The following is a 20,710-nucleotide window of genomic DNA, read 5'->3' on the forward strand; positions in this document are numbered from 1 at the left end:
ACTACCTCGTCAAGAAGTGGATGGTTGGCTTCAGGAGGCCACGTACTTGAGCCAGCGGCCACCGTCGACAAGCATGTTTTCGCCGGTCATGTAAGAGCCAAGGTCGGACGCCAGATAGGTCGCGGCTTTGGCGATATCGATCTTGGCGCCGAAGCGGCCTAGCTCGGTCTTTCTTGCGTTCCAGTTCACCGCGACCAGTGTCGAGGTACATGCGTGTGAAGCCTTCGGTATCCCCGATCGGCCCGGGCGAGATGGTGTTGACGCGAATCCCGTCCGGTCCCCACTCGACGGCCAACGTGCGCGAGAGTGAAAGTATGCCGGCTTTTGCTGCTGCCGCGTGCGCCGCGCCCGGCCAGCCTGTTACGCCAAGCATGGTGATGATGCTGATGATCGAGCCGGCGAACTGTGACCGCTTCAGGTGTTCATAAGAAGTCAGGCAGCAGTAGAAGGTGCCGTTCAGGTTGATGTCGATCACCGTGCGCCAGCCTTTGGGCGTAAGACCTGCGGTCGGGCACTGGAAGTTGCCGGCGGCGTTGTTGACGAGGACATCAAGCGAGCCGAAGCGCTCGACCGCATTGTCGATCGTACGCTTCACTTCATCAAAGTCGCGCACATCGGTACGGAATGCGGCAGCTGTGATCCCCTCGGCCGCGAGTTGCCCGCAGTCCCTGTCCAGGCGCTCCTGGTTGCGGCTGGCTAGCACCACCGTCGCGCCCAGCCGTCCATAGGTGGCGGCGATTTCCAGGCCAATGTCGCCGGCACCGCCTGTGATTAGTGCGACCCGTCGCTTCAATGTATCGGCAGTGAACACTATGATTTTCCCTTTTGGTTGAGTTTCAAGAGCATCGCGGCAATCGCGGACTGGTGCCCTGCGGTAGATGAGGCCAGTGCGAACGCCTCGGCCTCGTGGGCGAGCACGGGCTCAAGTCCCGCTGCCCAGTGTTGCGCACACAATGCCTTGGTTAGCATCAGCGCTTCCCATGGGAGATTTAAAAGATCTGAAGCGAGAGCCCGGCTGGCGGCATCGAGTTGCTCGGCCGGGACGACCCGCCGCGTGAGACCGAGGTGCTGAGCATCGACTGCGGTAATTGAGCCGCCCGTGAGCAGCAAGTCGAGTGCGGTAGCGGCATTCGTCTTGGCCTGCAGCAGGGCCGAGGCGCCGCCGTCAGGAACGAGCCCCAGGCGCACGAAGGGGAAGGACAGTTTCGCGTCGTCGGCCATTACCAGTATGTCGGCCGCTAATGCAAGCGATGCGCCCCCCCCGGTCGCTGCGCCCTGTACCGCTGCGATCACCGGCTTGTTCATGCGGACGATCGCGATGTGATGGGCTTGCGCCATTCGGATTCGCTCTCGCCAGGCAAGCGGCGATTGCGGCGCGTCGACGATATCCGCACCTGCACAAAATGCCGGACCATCACCGCGCAACAGGAGCACTTTGACCGCTTCGTCCTTCCCGACATCGGCCAAGCATTCGCCCAGGCTAGCCCGCATCGTCGGCGAGAGTGCGTTGCGCTTGTTCGGTCGGGACAAGGTAATCACCGCGAGCCCGTTTGCCTTGTCCAGTAAAACCTCTCCGGATTCTTTCATGGTCATTGATCGTCTTTGTGATTGGTGAGTGTCAATTAGCAATGTATGTGCCACGCAGCCAAAAGCGATGGCAATTCGTCGATGTGACAGAATTATTGGCGCAAGCCATTGTTCCGTATAGAGTTTTTAAATTGTAGTCAGTGGATAACCGGCGCGTCGGAGTTGTCGTCGGCGCGCTGCCCGCAAAGTCGGGCAGGCTAGTCGGTGTATTTGGCACAGGCAAAAGGCTGCTCATGGCGAAGACAGGCAATTTGTCATGTCTGCGCTTTTGGGCCTTTCAGCTTGGTCCACCATCGGCGATCTGCTTGGTCAATTCGCTCCGGACGAGTGCGTGCAATATATCCGCCATGCCGGCTATAGCATGTCAGACTAAAAATGCCTCTATTGAAATTTGAGTGGGTTCAATTCCCGGGTCAAGGGCGGGCGTAGCCCGGCGCAGCACACCCTTGATGCGGCAATTGAACCCGTTATGCTTGGGCTGGCTAAGTCCGGCAGAATGACGGACTCAGCCATGCCAACCCAATAGCAATCATGACCAATCAACTGTTTGAAGCCGCCTTGGGGATCAAGGCTCCCTGGTTCGTCCAGAGCGTGAATTTTGATGAAGCCAGCCGCCAATTGACGATTGGCGTGGATTTTGTGGCGGGCAGCCGCTTCGCGCACGCGGATGCGCCCGGCGAACATCCGGTGCACGATACCCAGATCAAGCGGCTGCGCCACCTCAATTTCTTTCAGCATGAATACTACCTGGAAGTGCGGTTGCCGCGCGTGCGCCTTGCCAACGGCAAGGTACGCCAGGTCGAGCCGGAATGGGTCGGCCGGCTCGACGGGTTCACGCTGTTGTTCGAGGCGCTGGTTCTGGCGATGTGCCAGCAAATGCTTTTACGGATTGCATGGCCGGGGCTGCCATTTCATCGTGCGTGAACACGCCTCAACACCGCACCCGCAGGCGCTGGAGCAAACGCGGCATCGGGGAAGGATAGAAACAGGCACGGTGTATGAACAGACAGTTGAAATCGAGGATGACGCGGGGCAACGATTGCGCCTGCGGCGCGTGGAATTGCAACTCGATCACGCCACCGAAGAAGGCGACACCACAATCTGGATTCTGACCAATCTGTCCGCATCGCAGTTCACGCTGCGCAGGATTGCCCGCGTGTACCGCCAGCGCTGGCAAATTGAATCGCTATTCCAGCGCCTCAAATCGGTCCTGCACAGCGAGGTCACTTCGCTGGGGCATCCGCGTGTGGCGCTATTGGCTTTCGGCATGGCCGTGCTCTCGTATAACATCCTGTCCTTGCTGCGGTCTGCCGTGTGGAGCGCGCATGAACTGCACACCAGTGACATCGAGCTATCTTCGTATTTCTTCGCCTGCGAATCCGCACGAACTATGCCGGCATGATGGCCGTAGCGCCTGCTGCCTGGGAACGATATGACAGACTCAAGCCTGCTCAGTTGGCACAGACGCTATTGCGCATGGCGGCCCATGCCAACCCAAGAGCATTGCGAAAGCATCTTGGAAGCACCATAAAAAAATGTATGGTCCGTCCCTGATTTGCAAGGCGCATTTTCTTTGACGTGAACAGTTTGCCTTAATGTATCCGGCCTCTCGCAAGTGAACTACTGTTGTAGTCAGGCCGTGATGAAATACGCGCACCCGGTTTCTAAAAAACCTGTCGGGCTTTTGCACCCATTTTTTTTTAAAGATTTACCGTGTGCCGATTGGCTGTTTCGTCATCAAATCTGTGTCTCGCAAACTCGGAAGTAACTAGCTAAGAAACATTCACTACTACACTACGGCTTCATCTCGGTCGCCTCGATATAAGCTTCCCGGCCGCGTCAACACCACCCATGCAACCCTGGCCAACTTGTTGGCCAGGGCAACTGCGACTTTATTGGTATGCATGCGTGTCGCTAGCTTTGTAATCCAACTTCCTAGCCTATCCCTCTGACGGTTCAGGTGCAGTACGCAAGAGCGCGCCCCATGGAGTAAAAGTCGTCGGACATAGGAATTGCCTCTCTTGCTCATGCCAAGAAGCGTAGTCTTGCCTCCGGTGGAATACTGACGCGGGACCAGCCCGAGCCATGCCGCCATATCCCTTGCCTTGGCGAACTGCTTGCCGTCACCCACTGCGGCGATCAGTGCTGTGGCACTAAGCGGTCCAATGCCGGGAATGCTCATGAGACGATGGGCGACTTCGGAACGTGCCGCCAGCACTTCAATTTCTTTGTTGAGTTCAGCGAGCCTGGTCTCCAGTGCCCCGAATTCCGTCCACAGTCCTTCAAGCAGGATACGCATGCGTGGTGTGAGGTCATTGGAATCGTCAGCTAGTGCTGCTGGAAAGTCAGTCTTGAACATACCTACGCCTTGCCGGATTGCAATGCCAAATTCTAGGCAAAATGCCCGGATCTGATTGATTAGCTGGGTCTTGCTGCCGACAATACGATCGCGGATGCGGGGCAGCGCTTGGATCTCAAGCTGCTCAGTCGACTTCGGTGTCACAAAGCGCATGCTGGGCCGCGTCACGGCCTCGGCAATCGCCGCAGCGTCTACCAGTTCGTTTTTGTTGGATTTGACATAGGGCTTCACAAACTGAGCGGGAATGATTCTGACTGTATGCCCCATCGTTGCCAGCTTCCTTGCTACCCATTGAGACCCGGGGCAAGCTTCCATGCCAATCAAAGCGACGCTGGCGTTGGAAAAAAAGTGAAAAAGGGTTTGACGCGTCAGCGTCACGCGTTGAACAACGCGCCCGCTGGAGTCGGTGCCGACGACGTGAAATAGATTTTAAAAAATCATCGACCGCGTTTAAGGAGGCAACAGGATGTTTTATCAAGAAAATGGTCAACTCAAGACCTCGTACCGGACCGACCAGCAGATTTTTCCCATCCTTCAAAACCGCTGGGCGATGATTGCTATTCTCGGCTTTGCATTTCTCGGGATTCCTCTACTGGCCGACGAATATCTGTTTCGCGCAATTCTCATTCCTTTTCTGATTCTGGCGCTGGCCGCGCTTGGCGTGAATATCCTGGTCGGCTATTGTGGGCAGATCTCGATGGGCTCGGGCGCCTTCATGGCGGTGGGTGCCTACATGGCCTACAACACCTACATTCGCATTGACGGCATACCACTGATTGTGGCGTTGCTCGCGGGGGGCTTCTTCGCAACACTAGTCGGTATATTCTTCGGTATTCCAAGCTTACGTGTCAAGGGTTTGTATCTTGCAGTCGCTACGCTGGCAGCGCAGTTTTTTTGCGACTGGGCATTTCTGCGTATTGGCTGGTTCACCAACAACAGTTCCTCGGGCTCGGTGTCGGTCTCGAAGCTGGAAGTATTTGGCTGGGCGGTCGAATCACCACTGGCAAAATATCTCTTCTGCCTGATTTTCTTGGTAGCGTTTGCTCTGCTGGCGAAGAACCTCGTGCGCTCAGCCATTGGACGTGAGTGGATGGCCATCCGCGATATGGACGTCGCGGCGGCCGTCATCGGCATCCGCCCCATGTACGCTAAGCTCAGCGCCTTCGCTGTAAGTTCCTTCATCATCGGCGTGGCCGGTGCCTTGTGGGGCTTCGTGCATCTAGGGGCGTGGGAACCGGCGGCATTCTCCATCGACCGCTCCTTCCAGCTTCTGTTTATGGTCATCATAGGCGGCATGGGCTCCGTCATGGGCGCCTTCTTTGGTGCGGCCTTTATCGTCGTGCTGCCCATTTTTCTTAGCCAGTTCCTGCCTTTAGTAGGCGCGTTCGTCGGCATACCGATCTCCACGGCTGCGATCTCCCACGTGGAAGCCATGGTCTTTGGCGCCCTTATTGTCTGGTTCCTCATCGTCGAGCCGCATGGTTTAGCGAAACTGTGGAGCACAGGCAAACAGAAGTTGCGGTTGTGGCCGTTCCCGCACTAAGAGCAATGAAGCAGTTTAGTTCCCGTAGCTTTTCTTCACCTTCCAACGAGGAGACATAAAATGAAAATTCGATCATTTATCCGCTCAGCCGCTCTTGCTACAGTGATGTCCACTGTACTGACCACCCCTTCGGCATTCGCACAGGCGAAGGAACAATTTTTCCCATTACTGACGTTCCGGACCGGCGCATATAGCCCGAGCGGCACACCATGGGCCAACGGGTTCGTAGATTACTTCAAGCTCGTCAATGAAAAAGGTGGCATTAACGGCGTCAAAGTGATTTGGGAAGAATGCGAGACCGGTTATGCCACGGACCGCGGCGTTGAATGCTATGAGCGCCTCAAGGGCAAACACGGCGGCGCGACCGTCTTTCAAACCATGTCAACCGGTATCACCTTCGCACTGACCGATAAGGGGCCGTTGGATGGCATCCCTATTCTTACCCCCGGCTACGGGCTGAGTGAAAGCGCCGATGGCACAGTATTCAAATGGAGCTTCCCGATCGCAGGTTCCCACTGGGCATCAGCGGATACGCAATTGCAGTATGTCGCAAAGAGAGCAGGCGGCCTTGACAAGCTAAAAGGCAAAAAAATTACCCTGCTTTATCACGACAGCCCGTATGGCAAGGAAGCGATTGCAGTTCTGGCCAAGCGCGCTGAGATGCACGGCTTCGAGTTGACAATGATTCCAATACCTCATCCGGGCGTTGAACAAAAGTCGGCGTGGCTGCGTATTCGTCAAACACGCCCTGACTTTGTACTGCTGTGGGGCTGGGGCATTATGAACAGCACCGCCCTCAAGGAAGCACAGGCGACGGGATATCCGGCTACCAAGATGATCGGCGTATGGCCCTCTGGCTCTGAGTCGGATGTCAAAGGCATTGATGGCGCAACGGGCTACAGCGCAGTACTGATTCAACCGGGTCCCGGTGCCAACTCCAAAATCGCGAAGGAAGTGTTGAGCACATTGCATGCGAATGGAAAGGGCAGCGGGCCTAAGGAGGAAGTGGGTGAAGCACTTTACATGCGTGGACTGATGAACGCCATGTTTGCTGTAGAGGGAGTGCGCAAGGCGCAGGAACGTTTCGGCACGGGAAAAGTCATGACCGCCGCACAGGCTCGTTGGGGTTACGAAAATCTGGATTTCGACCAAAAGAAAATCGAGGCAGCCGGACTTAAGGACGTCATGAGGCCGTTCGCGACTACCTGCACCGACCACATGGGGCCGTCATTTGCACGGGCTTACAAGTGGGACGGCAAGGAATGGAAACTCGACTCCGACTGGCTTGAAGCAGACAGGTCGATTCTCCAGCCCATGGTCATGGCTGCGGCCAGCAAGTACGCTGCAGATAAGAAAGTCGAAATCCGCGGCGCTGACGACTGCAAGTCCTGATTGTGCCAGGCTGCCGTGCAAAAACATCATCGCACTGCAGTCTGGACTCGCACAAAGATAGAAAACGAGGCACTTCATATGAGCACTCCCAGTACAGTTTTATCCGTCAATGGCATCGAAGTCATCTACAACCACGTCATCTTGGTGCTCAAGGGCGTTTCGCTCACCGTACCGGAAGGCAAAATCGCCGCCATTTTAGGTGGGAATGGCGCAGGCAAGACTACAACCCTGCGCGCGATTTCTAATCTACTGAAGGGGGAACGCGGAGAGGTCACTAAAGGTAGTATCGAACTGCGCGGCGAGCGCATTGAGAACCTGTCTCCGGCAGACCTGGTGCAGCGCGGCGTGGTGCAAGTCATGGAAGGACGTCACTGCTTTGCCCATCTTACGATAGAAGAAAATCTGCTGACCGGTTCCTACACGCGCCGCAATAAGGCTGAAATTGCGCGCAACCTAGAGAAGGTCTATAACTACTTTCCGCGTCTGAAAACCCGACGTACCTCGCAGGCCGCTTACACCTCCGGTGGTGAGCAGCAGATGTGCGCGATTGGCCGCGCGCTTATGACAAACCCGAGCGTGGTGCTGCTGGACGAACCCTCCATGGGCTTGGCACCACAGATTGTCGAAGAAGTATTCGAGATCGTCAAGGACCTTAACACGCGCGAAAAGGTGACCTTCCTGCTGGCCGAGCAAAACACCAACATGGCACTCAAATACGCCGACTACGGCTACATCATGGAATCCGGTCGTGTTGTCATGGACGGCCCTGCGTTTGGGTTACGCAACAACGAAGATGTCAAGGAGTTTTATCTTGGCGTCGGCGGCGGGGAGCGTAAGTCTTTCAAGGACATCAAGAGCTACAAACGTCGCAAGCGCTGGCTCGCCTGAGCCCGTAGCTTGCTCACCCTGCACGCTATCCCTTAACCGATCTCACCGAACCCGCACCCGCCATGAATGCATCGATCCTTGCCAGTTACGACAGCCTCGAAACACGCGATCCTGCGCATCGCGAGGCCGAGCAGAATACTGCGCTGCCAGCACTGATCACGCACGCCCAGCGCCACAGTGTAGCGTTTGCCAAAATACTGGAGGGCGTCGATGCGACGGCCATTACCAGTCGTGAAGCACTGGCACGCCTACCTGTGACACGCAAGTATGAACTGCTCGAACGTCAGCAGGCGGGGCGTGCTAAAGACCCCTTTGGTGGCTTTTCCACCGTCTGTTTCGGAAGCAGGATGCCGCGCGTATTCGCCAGCCCCGGCACGCTCTACGAACCCGAAGGTACGGGGCCTGACTATTGGCGCATGGCGCGTGCCATGTTCGCTGCGGGATTCCGCCCGGGCGAACTGATCCATAACTGTTTTTCATATCACTTCGTTCCCGCCGGGGCCATGATGGAAGCCGGCGCACATGCGCTGGGCTGTACTGTATTCCCCGGTGGTACAGGCAATACCGCACAGCAGGTAATCGCCATGGCCGATCTGAAGCAGTCTGCTTATATTGGCACCCCAAGTTTCCTGAAACTCATCTTAGTCAAGGCGTCCGAAATGGGGATTACTCTGCCGAGCATCACAAAGGCGGTGTTTGGCGGGGAAGCTTATCCGCCCAGTCTGCACCGGTGGTACATCGAGCGCGGCATCATCGGCTACCAATTCTACGGCACGGCGGACCTGGGCTTGGTCGCCTATGAAACCGACGCGCGCGAGGGCATGGTGCTCGACGAAGGTGTAATCGTCGAAATTGTGCGGCCCGGAACGGGCGATCCAGTCCCAGCGGGCGAAGTCGGCGAACCGGTAGTGACCCCCCTGAATCTGACCTATCCGCTGATACGCTTTGGCACCGGCGATCTGTCCGCCTTTGTCCCTGGCACCTGCCCGACCGGACGCACCGGCCAACGGATCAAGGGCTGGATGGGTCGTGCCGACCAGAGCGCCAAGGTGCGCGGTATGTTCGTACACCCTTCGCAGGTGTCCGACATCATGCGGCGTTTCCCTCAGGCTCAAAAAGCCCGGTTGGTGGTCAGCGGCGAAATGGCCAACGACCAGATTTGCCTGAAAGTCGAAGCAGACGACGCTCACGGCAATCTGCGTGTGCTGATGCAGACGGCGCTGCGCGATGTCACCAAACTACGTGGCGAAGTCGAGGTCGTGCCACTGAACAGTCTTCCTAACGACGGCAAAGTGATCGACGATACCCGCATGTTGGCGCCGACCGAAAACTGACTCACAGGGGATGCGGACGTTTTCTTGGACTGGTTTATGTCGTTAATCCCAGACCGCTCTATTGAGTTTCGAGTGGGTTATGCGGCATGTGGGTTGATTTTTGTGAAGTCGAGTTTTCCGGCGATCAAGAAGAGCACGGTGCGCATGGTTGTAAATCGCACGAAGCCGCGGGCCTTGCGTTTGGCCGCCTGGAACAGGCCATTGATGGCTTCGATAAAGCCATTGGTTTGGCGCGTTTGCGTCCATACGACGATGCCGTCAAAGTGATTGCGAATCATTTTTGCCACGTCCTTCATCGGCTCGACTTTGGAGCGCATCACATTGGTACACCATTGGGCCAGCATGGCAGAGACGACATGAATCTGCTTGCGGTCGAGGATGTCGCGCAACTGCTCGCGATACAGCCAGGCGCGCGCAGTACGCTTGCTGGTGAACCGGGCCACCAGCGCATCCAGATCGCGTCGCTGCTCGACGTGCAGCTGGTTGCAGTCCTTGAGCAGCGCCCAGCGCAATCCCTTCAGATCAGGATCGGTCTTTTGTTCAAGACGGCGCATCTTGTCGAGGGCGGCCGAGGCATGCGCAATCACATGAAACTTGTCGAACGTCACGCGGGCTGCGGGCAAGTGGGTGGCCACACCCTTGATGAAGGCGGGCGACATGTCGATGCTGACCGAGGCGATCTGCTCCGGATCGGCCCCGTGCTCGCGCAAGTGCTGCGCAAACTCGGCGACGGTTTTGCTATTGCGCTCCGGAGTAACAAAAATCACGCGCCGCGCAGCCATGTCGGCCACCAGCGTCAGATAGTTGTGGCCACGCCGGGACGAGGTTTCATCAATGGCGACCGCTGATACCTGCGACAGGTCGGCTGCATCGGTCACCAGTTCCACGTAGCGCGCGCAAATCGCATGGACCCGATGCCAGGACAGCCCAACCAGGCGCGCCACCGCGGCAAAGGGCGCCGCGTGCTGAAATTGCGGTCAGCAGTCCACAGATCCCCGGGCTGTGCCTGGCTTTGCGCCGCTTCCATTAACGAGCGTTCCTGTGCATGAGCATCCTCGCACGGCACCAGATCGACCCCCATGTCCGGGTCGAGGTCATACACCACCAGCGAATGACCTGGCAAAGCCGCTCCCCGAAAGCCGCGCAGGGGCTTCAGACGTTTTTCGCTGGCCGGCAAATGGTTGCCATCGACAATCCTCAAGCGGTAGCCGGGTACGATTGGTGCCGTGTCTTTCAACATGGGCGTCAATACGCCGCCCAGGCGCACCGCGCTTTGCTGCACCAATGCGCGTACCAGATGGGGCGAGGTGCGCCTGATCTTGTCATACAGCGCCTGCACCGATACCGGCAAGTCCGTGCATGCCTTGGCGGCCGCATGAACAGACGGACGCAACCCGACTGCCACCACAGACATCAGTTCCACGGTCGTGGAGAACAGCAGTTCACGCGTGTACTGCGCGCCACATTCCCGTTCGAATAGCTCATCCACCTACGCCGGCTCCAGTGCCCGCTGTAGCGCCAGTCTGGCCATCACCGTCACCGGGCTTTGTTTGACACAACGTTCCACCACTGCATCCATGATCATCGCAAACCTCCTCGGCTCGTCGGCTCATTAAATGCTTTTGCCCCTGCCAAGTGCCGAAATGTTGCAGACACGCTGCAAAAAAGTACCTTTAAAGCGGTGCCTCTCAAGGCCCAGAACTAGCAGGAGTTGGCCACGCTGCCCGCGCAGGCCTTCTGGCGTCAGTTTCAGCACCAGATGGGCGGCGCGCAGGCACTGACGCAAGTCCCCATCAAGAACCAGACAACCTTCACCCAAGGCCTGCAGCAAGTCATTCAGGATTGGCAAAAATCGGTCAAGCAGGCCGTAGGCCAGGCAGATGCGGTATTGCCGTTCCAGGATATTTTCAAACAGTGGGGGGGGGGCGGTCTGGGCCTCAGCACAGGACAAGGACGCACCAGCCAAGAAAGGTGTTCGCAATGCCAGCTGAGCAACGCACGGCACTGGTCACAGGCGGCAGCGGCGGCCTGGGCGAAGCCATCGCCCAGGCCTTGCACGATGCTGGCCATACCGTGCTGGTCATCCATTCGCCGGGCAACGCCAGCATTGGCGCGTGGCTGGAAACCCAGGCCAGCGAAGGTTACGATTTCGTCGCCTACGGCGCGGATGTGGCCGACCATGCCCGCTGCCAGGAACTGGCTGACCGCATCCACGCAGACGGGCACCTTATCGACATCCTGGTCAACAACGCGGGCATCACGCGAGATGCCACGCTCCGCAAGCTGAGCTACGCCGATTGGGATGCCGTCCTGCGCGTCAATCTCGTTTCCATATTCAACATGACCCGGCCATTTATCGACGGCATGCTCGAATATAGCGTTCAGACGTGAAATGTCGGGAGGCCCTGTCCACCGTTGCGCTGTTCATCGTAGGTCTTCCGCCGGCAGCTATGCCTTGGCTACATTCCAAATAAATTGGTAGATACAGGGTGCTATTGCCCGCGAGCCCGTTGGTGTTTTTCTGTGTTCAGACACTCTTTGCCAGCCACCACGCAGCAATGCGAAATATGAGCGGCGGCAGCAAAAGCATTTGAACAACTGGGACAAGGCCGACATCTAATCCCGGCAGAAGCGGCATGTCCACGGTATACGCCCAACGACCCAGCATATTAACGGCCATCCACTCAATGCCGATGCCGATGGAAAGTCCTGCTGCAAGCATCACAGCAAGGGCTTGGCCGTTTGGTTGCACATACCAATCAAAGCGTCTGAACGTAAGCCAGCCAACTACGAAAATCAGCCAGACCAGGATGCCATCGCCTAATGCTGCGACGAAGCAATGCCGCCATACTGAATTCCAGTCTTCAAGACCCGCATACAGTGGCGCCTGTGCGACCTCCCAAAGGTAGTTCAGTGCGACCGCAATGATAAATAGGAGCAGAACCTGTTTTATGTAGACGCTTTGGTTGCCGAACCCTGTCACTTGGACGTGCCTCGCAAACGCAGGGCATTAGTAATTACCGACACCGAACTCAGGCTCATCGCCAACGCCGCAATCATGGGCGAGAGCAGTTGACCAGTGAACGGGTACAGCACGCCAGCCGCCAGCGGAATGCCCAATGCGTTGTAGATGAACGCGAAGGCAAGGTTCTGCCGCATGTTTCGCACCGTTTCAGTGGACAAGACTCTAGCTCTTGCAATTGCCCGCAAGTCGCCCTTTACCAAGGTGATATGAGCGCTGTTGATAGCGACGTCGGTCCCTGTCCCCATTGCTATTCCTACATCAGCTCTCGCTAGCGCCGGCGAATCGTTGATTCCGTCTCCCACCATTGCTACTTTTTTACCTTGGCCTTGGAGCTTTTCAACCAAAAGCAGCTTGTCTTGAGGTTTTACCTCGCCATAGACCTCGCTGATGCCAAGCTTGCGGCCTACCGACTGCGCGGTCGTCAAGCCGTCACCGGTCGCCATGATGATGTTCAAGCCGTCCTTCCTCAACGTCTCAAGTGCCTCTGGCGTGCTCGCTTTTATCGGGTCGGATACCGCAAGGAGCCCAGCCAGGCGGCCGTCCGATGCCAGGTACATGACGCTGGCGCCTTGTCCCCGCAGTGCTTCAGCCTGGTCTGCAAGACTGTGCCAGTCCACTTTTTCCGTGTCCATCAGCGCGGTGTTGCCTATGGCGATACGCCGGCCGGCCACGATGCCGCGCACGCCGATGCCGCTGGACGACTCGAATGCCTCCGGCTTATCCAGGGTCAGTCCGCGCTTGTGCGCTTCCGCAACGATGGCATGGGCGAGAGGATGCTCGCTTCCCTGGTCGATGCTGGCTGCAACCTGCAGCACGTCGTGCTCCGTAAAGCCCGGCGCCGCTACCACGCTGTCGAAAGCCGGCTTGCCTTCGGTCAGGGTTCCCGTCTTGTCGACGATCAGGGTGTCGATTTTCCTCATGTCTTCGATTGCGGCTGCATTCCTGAACAGAATGCCTTGCGTGGCTGCGCGGCCGGTGGCAGCCATGATGGACATCGGGGTAGCGAGACCCAGAGCGCAAGGGCAGGCAATGATGAGGACGGCGACCGCATTCACGAAGCCGTACACCCAGCTTGGTTCTGGGCCGAACAAACCCCATCCGATCAACGTCAGCAACGCAATGCTCACCACGGCGGCCACGAAATAGCCGGCGACAACGTCTGCCAGTCGCTGCATCGGCGCGCGCGAGCGCTGGGCGCCGGCGACCATCTGGACGATTTGGGAAAGCATGGTTTGCGAGCCGACCTTGTCTGCCCGCATTATCAGGCTGCCGCTGGTATTGATCGTCGCCCCAATAAGCTTGTCGCCCGGGCGTTTGGTCACTGGTATCGGCTCCCCGGTGAGCATGGATTCGTCCAGAGCGCTTTCGCCTTCCAGTACGGCACCATCCACCGGGACTTTTTCGCCAGGGCGAACGCGCAGGGCGTCTCCGATATGGACATGGGTAAGCGGTATGTCTTCCTCGATGCCATCCTGCCTGATTCTGCGGGCCGTCTTCGGCGCCAGGCCCAGCAGCGCCTTGATGGCAGAGGAAGTCTGCGAGCGGGCCCGCAGCTCCATTATTTGCCCCAGCAGCGTGAGGGAAACGATGACCGCGGCCGCCTCGTAATAGACGCCTACACGGCCGCCATGGCTGGCAAAGGCCGCCGGAAACAAGCCGGGCGCGACAGTGGCAACGAGGCTGTAACCGTAGGCCGCAGCCACGCCGGACCCGATGAGTGTCCACATATTGGGACTGCGGTTGGCGATTGACCGGGCCCATCGCACGAAGAAAGGCCAGCCGGCCCATAAGACGACAGGGCTGCTCAAAGCGAGCTCGACCCAGTTCTGGTACGGAAGTCCATTCGGGAGCAGCAAATGGCCAAACATCGCCAGCGAAAAGACGGCAAGGGACAGGGGAAGCGTCCACCAGAAGCGGCGCCGGAAGTCGACCAGTTCGGGATTGTCTTCGTCGTCGAGCGACGGCATCAGCGGCTCCAGTGCCATGCCGCAGAGAGGGCAATTGCCAGGCTTCGATTCCTGAATCTCGGGATGCATCGGACAGGTGTAGATCGTGCCTTCCGGCGCAGCGGGCGCTGATGTGCGCTCGGCATGCACCGGCGCCAGGTAGTTCTGAGGATGTGCCTGAAATTTGGTCATGCAGCCGGCACTGCAGAAATGATAATCGGTACCGTTGTATTCGATCGTCCGCCCAGGCTTCGCAGCAACCTGCATTCCGCATACCGGGTCGGTGAATCGTTGCTCGGGACTCGGCGCGACGGCTGTATGGCCATTCCCGGCTCCGCCATCAGCGTCATGATGCGCCGCATGTTCGTGCCCTGCGTGATGCGAGTGCTCGGTCTTGCTGTCCATGCCTTGCTCCTGATAAGGAAATTTTCCGGATAAGTCTGCTTGAAAACCTGCTGTGCCGAATCAGGCGGACGGATACTGCGCCCTGTTCACGCCGCAGCATTCGCCTTCACTGGTAGCTGGTCTCAGCGACATCTGCCCGAACAGCTTCAGGGCGCGCCGGCGTTGTCATCCGGACCGTCCTGCTCGGCAGGTCGCCCTCCACAGCGCCGTCAATTCGCCGTACCCACCTTTCTGCGATATCGCCGCATCCGGCGCAGGACATTCCAGTTACCTGCGAGTCGTGCATGGCAAAGGCCTTCTCGTTTATCCAAGATTTCACTGTAGACCTTCCAGTTGCAGGAAGGTCAAGGCAGACGATGCGCTGTCGATTTGGCCAGGCTCCGGATAATTCCACGCCAGCCGGCGGCGCATGGTTCCGGACATGGCCATGCAGACGCCATGCGAATCCGGGCCCTTTGGACAAACACTATTTCTCTCAACTTTCTGTATAGGACCATCAGGTCATCCGCAGCCGGAACGGTCGCCATGCCGATCAGAATCAGTGCAAGTGGAACGGTAGACAGGTAGCCGATACTTTTGAAACCGAGGGCGCCGGATATTCCACCAGCGAAAAAGAATGTCACGAGCAGGCAAAGCGTTTTCAGGCGGCTTCGGTTTGCAAGCACTATGGGCTTTTCATCCGAGCGGTCGAAGTTCCAATAGAACAGTTTGCCCAGCTCTATCCCGATATCCGTCACGGTTCCGGTGAGATGGGTGGTGCGGATTTCCGCTTTGGATAACTTGGTAATGACGGCGTTCTGAAGCCCCATGATGAGGCATAACAGCATAACCGTCATCGGAACAAATAGTCCCGTAATGTCGGAGAGTCGCGCTCCCAGCGTGCCGAAGCAAAGCAACAATGCCGCCTCCACCAGCAAGGGCAGCGCATATTCGCTATATAAACCGTGTCTTCGCGCGTAATTCACCATCACTGCGGTGCAGGCGGCACCGATCAGAAAAGACAGCAACGCACCGGTGCCGGCCATGGCCAAAGCAAAGCTGCCAAGCTCCAGGTTATCCGCCATGGCTGAAACGATGCCGGTCATATGGGACGTATATTGTTGGACTGCAAGGAAACCGCCCGCATTCGTGGCACCCGCTACAAATGCCAGGGCAAAGCTCAAATGCCGGTTGGCGCCGCTGGTGCGGTGACGACCTGTCAGCCTTCTGCCATAGTGAATCGGCATGGAAATGGCTCGGCTTGGGCACGCGAGGGATTCTGCAATAGTCCATCTTACTGCAAGTATCGATCGTGTCGTTTCGCAAAAGCTTCACCAGGTTTCCCGGCTTGAAGGCGGCCGCGATTCGTCCGGCAAGCTGTACCGGAACCCAGGCTGTTCTCGATGGGTCGGACAGCCAGTCACTCTTTTCCCTCTGGCTGGGCGACTTTGCTGTACCCTAGCATTGACCTCTGCATCGCCATGCACCGATGACGCTGCGCATGCCAGCCATGCGCATATCAACATCACCACCTCAAAGAGGCTCGAATGAACATACTACTCGCAGCAGATGGCTCGGAATTTACAAGCAAGGCAGCCGAATATGTGGCCGCGCATCCGGAGTGGCATCAAAACGGCGCACAACTGCATATTTTCCACGTCGAGCCGGGGGTGACGTCCAACCGCGCCAGGGCTGTACTCAGCTCCGATGCCGTCGACAATTACTACAAAGAGGAATCCCGGGCAGCACTGGCACCGGCGGAAAATATCCTGCGTGAAAAAAACATTCCTTTCCAATCCTCGTACGTGGTCGGCGATATAGCCGAACGGATCCGGGACTATGTGGAAAAAAACGGCATCGACATGATCGTCATGGGGTCCCATGGAAGCGGCGCGATTCGTAATCTGGTCATGGGATCGATCGCTACCAAAGTACTTGCCGTCACCACGGTGCCGGTCCTGATCGTGCGTTAGGCGATTGTCCTTCTGCTGCCCCGACGAAGTACCTGGCTCGACACATGCCCGGGGCAAACGGTCGCTGACCATATCGAATGCGTGACGGCGCACCCGGCGCTGCCTGTAAAGGCATAAAAGCCGGCCGGCTACCCGTCATCTAAGCCGCGCAGTCACAATCGTCATCCATTCGACTGCAATTCATGACCTGCACGCTTCATATGCAGCATCACCCGGGAGCAAGACATGGCGAAGTTCGACCAGATCCGGGATCCCTCTACCCTCGACTCCGATGCGATCGTCGAAGCGCTCGGCACTGATCTGCAGAACGGGCTCACGTCGGAAGTGGCGTCGCGCCGGATCATCGAGGACGGGCCGAACGAACTGCGTGCGAGCCAGCCCCAGCCGACCTGGCGTCGTCTGTTGTCGCACTTCAGGGATCCCCTTATTTACCTGCTGCTGGTCGCGATCTCGATTGCGCTGGTTGCGTGGTTCATCGAAGGCCGTGCCGGCTGGCCCACGGATGCGATTGTCATTACATTGGTCGTGGTCCTCAACGGTATCCTGGGTTATCTGCAGGAAGCAAAGGCTGCGAATGCCGTCGCGGTGCTGGCCAAAATGACTGCCGTCACTTCGGCGGTGGTACGTGACGGACATATGATGCGGATACCAAGCGATCAGCTTGTGCGCGGCGATCTGCTCATTCTTGCCGAGGGAGACGCCGTAGGCGCGGACGCACGCCTGGTCCAGGCGTCTTCGCTGACCGTTAGCCTCGCTGACCGGTGAAAGCGGTTCGGTGCAGAAGGACGCCGCGACGCTGCCGGGACCGGCGGCGCTTGGTGACCGGCTGGACATGGTATTCAAGGGAACCGCGATCGCGCAGGGAAACGGCCGTGCGATAGTGACTGCGACAGGGATGGATACACAGATGGGTTCGATCGCCAGGATGCTCGACGCCACCAGAGAAGAACCGACGCCCTTGCAGAACGAGATCGGCCGGATCGGCCGCATGCTGGGCATCGTGGTGATCGTGATCGTGTTCGTCGTGGTAGGCGTCATCATGCTCACGTCCGACATTCGTACCGCCGAAGACTTCACCACGGTCTTGCTGCTCGGCGTATCGCTGGCGGTCGCAGCCGTGCCGGAGGGGCTGCCGGCAATCCTGTCGGTGGTGCTTGCCATCGGCGTGCAGCGCATGGCGGCGCGCAATGCGATCGTCAAGAAACTGTCATCGGTAGAAACGCTGGGGTCGGCCACGGTGATTGCGTCGGACAAGACCGGCACGCTTACCCGCGCCGAGATGACGATCGAGCGGGTGATGACAGCGTCGGGCAGCACCTATGTCACCGGAGCGGGATACGCGCCCGACGGGCGGCTCGAACATGAAGGCGCTGAACTCGGCGCCGGCGCGCTGCTGGCCGAGAACATCGTCGTCCTCAGCGGCGGAAGCCTGGCCGGGAATGCCGACCTGCGCGAAATCGAAGGCGGCCAATGGGAGATACAGGGCGATCCGACCGAAGCGGCATTCCTGGTCGCTGAAAACAAGCTGGGCATCGCCGCGCGGCGCAAAGCGCGTTTCGAGCGCATCGCCGAGATGCCGTTTACTTCCGAACGCAAGATGATGTCCACGCTCGAGGTGGACCATGAACAAGGGGACGCGGTCGTGGTCATCGCCAAGGGCGCGCCCGACGTTCTTCTTCAACGATGCAGCCGGGTGCGCGTGGGAGCAGATGTCGCCGTGCTCGATGAAATTACCCGCAAGCGGATTCTCGCCGACGTCGATACGCTTTCGGACGCGGCGCTACGCACGCTGGCGGTGGCTTACCGGCCTCTCGCGCCCGGTGAAGACCGGCAGGTAGCGGCAGCGCTGGAGCAGGACCTCATCTTCGTCGGCACCGTGGGCATCATCGATCCTCCGCGCGAAGAGGCCGGGCAGGCGATCCGGGAAGCGCGCAGGGCCGGGATCCGGGTGATCATGATCACCGGCGACCATCCTCGTACAGCGGCGCGCATCGCAGCGGACCTGGGAATCATCGAAGCCGGCGCGCCCACCCTCACGGGGCTCGAACTCGATGAACTGGACAATGCGGCCTTTGCCGATGCCGTTCTCAAGACCTCCGTTTATGCGCGGGTGGCGCCCGAGCACAAGCTGCGTATCGTCGACGCCTTGCAGGCAGCCGGCAACGTGGTCGCCATGACGGGCGATGGCGTCAACGACGCGCCCGCGCTGAAGTCGGCCGACATCGGCATCGCGATGGGACTGACCGGAACCGAAGTAACGAAGGAAGCGGCAAGGATGATTCTTGCGGACGATAACTTTGCCACGATCGTCGCAGCGGTGCGCGAAGGTCGAGGCATCTTCGACAACATCAGGAAATCCCTGCGGAACGTTGCTGCCTGTTCGGCCACGCGTTCATAGCTCTCGATCCACCGGGTGCTTTCCTTGATGCCGCCGCGTTGTCCGTTCTCATCCAGCGGTTCGCGCGCCCACATCCAGGCGTCCAATATCCCCAACGGTTCCCGGTCCGGTGTGACGGCGTAGGTCGGGTGCAGATACATGCCGCGCTGTGCCTCAAAGCTCAACGGTCCCAGGCCTTCCATCTCCTGGCCGTTGAAGTCGAGCTCGGTCGTGTCCGCGATACACAGCACCACGGCATGCTGCTGCATGCGCGTAGCCGTGCGTTCCCAATGCGGCTGCATGATGTCGACCCACTCGACTTCCTCATTGCCAAGGAAGCGATAAGCCGCCATGGTCTCTGACCAGCCATCGCAGGCGCCAGGAATACTCCCGCTCGGCTTGGCCGCCAGGCGCTTCAGCAGTTCCTTCGCACGCCGGTCTCGCCTTGGATCACCCAGATCCAGCGCCTCAAATTCCTCGTCCACCCATACTCCTGCTTGATTGTTCATCGGCTTGGCAAAAGCATAGAGTAAACGCCAATTCGCCGAGGTTTACAACCCGCTATACCAAAACGCATCAATTTCTGCTGTGTTGCCCGAAGTCCGCAGGTCGGAGTTGTGTATAACGAGATGGGTTATAGGCGGATGCGTGCCGCACTCCACAGGCGACAGGTGTGCATTTCGGAGAAAGTCGTACAACGCCTGATGAAGCAGGAATGCTTGGTAGATGCAGCCAACAGAAAGCGCCGGTATGGATCCTACCTCGGTGAAATCAGCCCTGCGGCAGAGAACGTCATCAACCGGGATTTCCGAGCTGGGACACCGAATGAGAAATGGCTTACCGACATCACGGAGTTTCAAATCCCTGCTGGAAAGGTGTATCTGTCGCCTATGATCGACTGCTTCGATGGTCTGGTTGTCAGCTGGACCATCGGCACGAGTCCGGACGCTGACCTTGTGAACACGATGTTGGATGCTGCTATTGAGACGGTGCCCGGCTGCAATAACCGGCCTATCATCCACTCTGATCGCCGGGCTCACTATCGCTGGCCTGGGTGGCTCTCACGGATGCATAATGCGAAGTTGACCCGCTCGATGTCGCGCAAAGGATGCTCGCCCGACAATGCTGCCTGTGAGGGGTTCTTCGGGCGACTGAAAACGGAACTGTTTTACCCTCGAAACTGGCAGGGTACAACCATAGAGCAATTCATTGAAGTAATAGACTCATACATCCGCTGGTATAACGAAAAACGCATCAAGATATCTCTTGGCTCATTCAGTCCCCTCGAATATCGAGAGAACCTCGGATTTACAGCATAAACCAGTCCAAGAATTACGCCGCAGCCCCCAGTGGGGAGTATTGATCCGGCAGTGACACCGATTACGCTGCTGCGTAATCGGTGTGGCTCAGGCAAGCAAGGCAAGCAGGAACGGCAACACCAGGTAGTTGATTTCACCGATTGTGCAGGCAATCATGATGTGATGGCAAACAGGTTAGACCGAGGTTGGCAAAGCCCTCTTAGCTCGAGGCACACAAAGTGCGTAAAGTCGATTGAGGGGCCAACCAGCACATTCCATTAGGGATGGCGGCCACTGGCCGCATACGAAGTCCGAATGTACGGGTGCAATCTTTACCTTCAAACCATCATGAATTGAGGGCTTGGCAAACCGGGGGCGTTCATGTACGAGGAATGGTCAACCACCACTCCGCGTTCCTGCATGATTTCTTCGAGATGCCGGTAACTCAAGGGATAGGCAGCGTACCAGCGGATGCAGACCAGAATCACGTCGACTGGAAATCGCATTCCTTTGGTATTCAGCATGGCCGCCTGTTCATTTTTCAAAGGCAGCAGTCTACCGGACGGAGGGAGCCATCTCGCTTAATGCGACAGAACCAGTGCCT

Annotated in this window: 14 protein-coding genes and 8 pseudogenes; 11 read left to right on the plus strand and 11 right to left on the minus strand. The window is 58.1% G+C overall.

From position 1 onward, the window contains the following. Window position 1: 1 nt before the first annotated feature. Window positions 2-811, minus strand: coding sequence for an SDR family NAD(P)-dependent oxidoreductase (locus QOL82_RS23475; protein ID WP_430438532.1), 810 nt, complete (start codon window positions 809-811; stop codon window positions 2-4). Then, window positions 811-1,593: an enoyl-CoA hydratase/isomerase family protein gene (locus QOL82_RS23480; protein ID WP_283444749.1), complete on the minus strand. Its 783-nt coding sequence runs from the start codon at window positions 1,591-1,593 to the stop codon at window positions 811-813. Before QOL82_RS23480 ends, QOL82_RS23475 begins: the two co-directional genes overlap by 1 nt. 525 nt (window positions 1,594-2,118) lie before the next feature. On the opposite strand from QOL82_RS23480, the pseudogene QOL82_RS23485 reads away from it, so the two are divergent. Together QOL82_RS23485 and QOL82_RS23490 are read left to right on the plus strand one after the other, a co-directional pair. Then, window positions 2,119-2,466, plus strand: a pseudogene (locus tag QOL82_RS23485) (ISL3 family transposase); the annotation flags it as partial. 37 nt (window positions 2,467-2,503) lie between these two features. After that, complete coding sequence (locus QOL82_RS23490) at window positions 2,504-2,989, plus strand: transposase (protein WP_283444750.1); 486 nt, start codon at window positions 2,504-2,506, stop codon at window positions 2,987-2,989. A 387-nt stretch (window positions 2,990-3,376) separates the two neighbouring features. Here the strand turns inward: QOL82_RS23490 and QOL82_RS23495 are convergent. Then, window positions 3,377-4,357 (minus strand): annotated as a pseudogene (locus QOL82_RS23495) (IS110 family RNA-guided transposase); the annotation flags it as partial. Window positions 4,358-4,412: 55 nt separating this feature from the next. Here QOL82_RS23495 and QOL82_RS23500 point away from each other — a divergent pair. The 4 genes from QOL82_RS23500 to QOL82_RS23515 all read left to right on the plus strand — a co-directional run bounded on the left by QOL82_RS23500 (window position 4,413) and on the right by QOL82_RS23515 (window position 9,103). Then, window positions 4,413-5,489 carry a branched-chain amino acid ABC transporter permease gene (locus tag QOL82_RS23500; protein WP_283444751.1) on the plus strand — a complete coding sequence of 359 codons (1,077 nt, stop codon included), beginning with the start codon at window positions 4,413-4,415 and terminating at the stop codon, window positions 5,487-5,489. A gap of 60 nt (window positions 5,490-5,549) precedes the next feature. After that, window positions 5,550-6,881, plus strand: a complete 1,332-nt coding sequence (locus QOL82_RS23505) for an ABC transporter substrate-binding protein (protein ID WP_283444752.1) — start codon at window positions 5,550-5,552, stop codon at window positions 6,879-6,881. A 78-nt stretch (window positions 6,882-6,959) separates the two neighbouring features. Next, window positions 6,960-7,769, plus strand: coding sequence for an ABC transporter ATP-binding protein (locus QOL82_RS23510; protein WP_283444753.1), 810 nt, complete (start codon window positions 6,960-6,962; stop codon window positions 7,767-7,769). 62 nt (window positions 7,770-7,831) lie between these two features. Next, window positions 7,832-9,103 carry a phenylacetate--CoA ligase family protein gene (locus tag QOL82_RS23515; RefSeq protein ID WP_430438533.1) on the plus strand — a complete coding sequence of 424 codons (1,272 nt, stop codon included), beginning with the start codon at window positions 7,832-7,834 and terminating at the stop codon, window positions 9,101-9,103. 77 nt (window positions 9,104-9,180) lie between these two features. Here the strand turns inward: QOL82_RS23515 and QOL82_RS23520 are convergent. The 3 genes and pseudogenes from QOL82_RS23520 to QOL82_RS23530 all read right to left on the minus strand — a co-directional run. Beyond that, window positions 9,181-10,059, minus strand: a pseudogene (locus tag QOL82_RS23520) (ISL3 family transposase); the annotation flags it as partial. Next, window positions 9,978-10,592 (minus strand): hypothetical protein, encoded by a 615-nt coding sequence (locus QOL82_RS23525; protein ID WP_430438534.1) that lies wholly within the window; start codon window positions 10,590-10,592, stop codon window positions 9,978-9,980. The pseudogene QOL82_RS23520 and the gene QOL82_RS23525, both read right to left, overlap by 82 nt. A 123-nt stretch (window positions 10,593-10,715) precedes the next feature. Next, entirely contained in the window at window positions 10,716-11,054 is a 339-nt protein-coding gene (locus tag QOL82_RS23530; RefSeq protein ID WP_283444754.1) for a hypothetical protein, read from the minus strand. A gap of 29 nt (window positions 11,055-11,083) precedes the next feature. Here QOL82_RS23530 and QOL82_RS23535 point away from each other — a divergent pair. Continuing rightward, window positions 11,084-11,476 (plus strand): annotated as a pseudogene (locus tag QOL82_RS23535) (SDR family NAD(P)-dependent oxidoreductase); the annotation flags it as partial. A 154-nt stretch (window positions 11,477-11,630) separates the two neighbouring features. On the opposite strand, the gene QOL82_RS23540 reads toward QOL82_RS23535, so the two are convergent. The 3 genes and pseudogenes from QOL82_RS23540 to QOL82_RS23550 all read right to left on the minus strand — a co-directional run. Beyond that, window positions 11,631-12,086, minus strand: coding sequence for a hypothetical protein (locus QOL82_RS23540; protein WP_283444755.1), 456 nt, complete (start codon window positions 12,084-12,086; stop codon window positions 11,631-11,633). Further along, entirely contained in the window at window positions 12,083-14,479 is a 2,397-nt protein-coding gene (locus QOL82_RS23545) for a heavy metal translocating P-type ATPase (RefSeq protein ID WP_283444756.1), read from the minus strand. Before QOL82_RS23545 ends, QOL82_RS23540 begins: the two co-directional genes overlap by 4 nt. A 497-nt stretch (window positions 14,480-14,976) precedes the next feature. Then, window positions 14,977-15,705 (minus strand): annotated as a pseudogene (locus QOL82_RS23550) (YoaK family protein); the annotation flags it as partial. A gap of 300 nt (window positions 15,706-16,005) precedes the next feature. Between QOL82_RS23550 and QOL82_RS23555 the strand changes: the two are divergent. The 3 genes from QOL82_RS23555 (at window position 16,006) to QOL82_RS23565 (ending at window position 18,829) form a co-directional block, all read left to right on the plus strand. Then, complete coding sequence (locus QOL82_RS23555) at window positions 16,006-16,431, plus strand: universal stress protein (protein WP_283444757.1); 426 nt, start codon at window positions 16,006-16,008, stop codon at window positions 16,429-16,431. A 225-nt stretch (window positions 16,432-16,656) separates the two neighbouring features. Next, window positions 16,657-17,196: a cation-transporting P-type ATPase gene (locus QOL82_RS23560; protein ID WP_283444758.1), complete on the plus strand. Its 540-nt coding sequence runs from the start codon at window positions 16,657-16,659 to the stop codon at window positions 17,194-17,196. 10 nt (window positions 17,197-17,206) lie between these two features. After that, window positions 17,207-18,829, plus strand: coding sequence for a cation-translocating P-type ATPase (locus tag QOL82_RS23565; RefSeq protein WP_283444759.1), 1,623 nt, complete (start codon window positions 17,207-17,209; stop codon window positions 18,827-18,829). Here the strand turns inward: QOL82_RS23565 and QOL82_RS23570 are convergent. Then, window positions 18,805-19,317 (minus strand): annotated as a pseudogene (locus QOL82_RS23570) (IS4/Tn5 family transposase DNA-binding protein); the annotation flags it as partial. The gene QOL82_RS23565 and the pseudogene QOL82_RS23570 overlap by 25 nt on opposite strands. A gap of 123 nt (window positions 19,318-19,440) precedes the next feature. Between QOL82_RS23570 and QOL82_RS23575 the strand changes: the two are divergent. Continuing rightward, window positions 19,441-20,127: pseudogene (locus QOL82_RS23575) on the plus strand (IS3 family transposase); the annotation flags it as partial. A 365-nt stretch (window positions 20,128-20,492) separates the two neighbouring features. Here QOL82_RS23575 and QOL82_RS23580 read toward each other — a convergent pair. After that, a pseudogene (locus tag QOL82_RS23580) lies at window positions 20,493-20,630 on the minus strand (IS6 family transposase); the annotation flags it as partial. Window positions 20,631-20,710: the final 80 nt, after the last annotated feature.

This window comes from Noviherbaspirillum suwonense (genome assembly GCF_900182955.1).
Classification (GTDB): Bacteria; Pseudomonadota; Gammaproteobacteria; order Burkholderiales; family Burkholderiaceae_D; genus Noviherbaspirillum_A; species Noviherbaspirillum_A suwonense.

Bases quoted from the DNA above. Each gene is read 5' to 3' on its own strand.
- QOL82_RS23480 (WP_283444749.1), bottom strand. From the start codon at position 1,593: ATGACCATGAAAGAATCCGGAGAGGTTTTACTGGACAAGGCAAACGGG.
- QOL82_RS23500 (WP_283444751.1), top strand. From the start codon at position 4,413: ATGTTTTATCAAGAAAATGGTCAACTCAAGACCTCGTACCGGACCGAC.
- QOL82_RS23505 (WP_283444752.1), top strand. From the start codon at position 5,550: ATGAAAATTCGATCATTTATCCGCTCAGCCGCTCTTGCTACAGTGATG.
- QOL82_RS23510 (WP_283444753.1), top strand. From the start codon at position 6,960: ATGAGCACTCCCAGTACAGTTTTATCCGTCAATGGCATCGAAGTCATC.
- QOL82_RS23515 (WP_430438533.1), top strand. From the start codon at position 7,832: ATGAATGCATCGATCCTTGCCAGTTACGACAGCCTCGAAACACGCGAT.
- QOL82_RS23545 (WP_283444756.1), bottom strand. From the start codon at position 14,479: ATGGACAGCAAGACCGAGCACTCGCATCACGCAGGGCACGAACATGCG.
- QOL82_RS23555 (WP_283444757.1), top strand. From the start codon at position 16,006: ATGAACATACTACTCGCAGCAGATGGCTCGGAATTTACAAGCAAGGCA.
- QOL82_RS23560 (WP_283444758.1), top strand. From the start codon at position 16,657: ATGGCGAAGTTCGACCAGATCCGGGATCCCTCTACCCTCGACTCCGAT.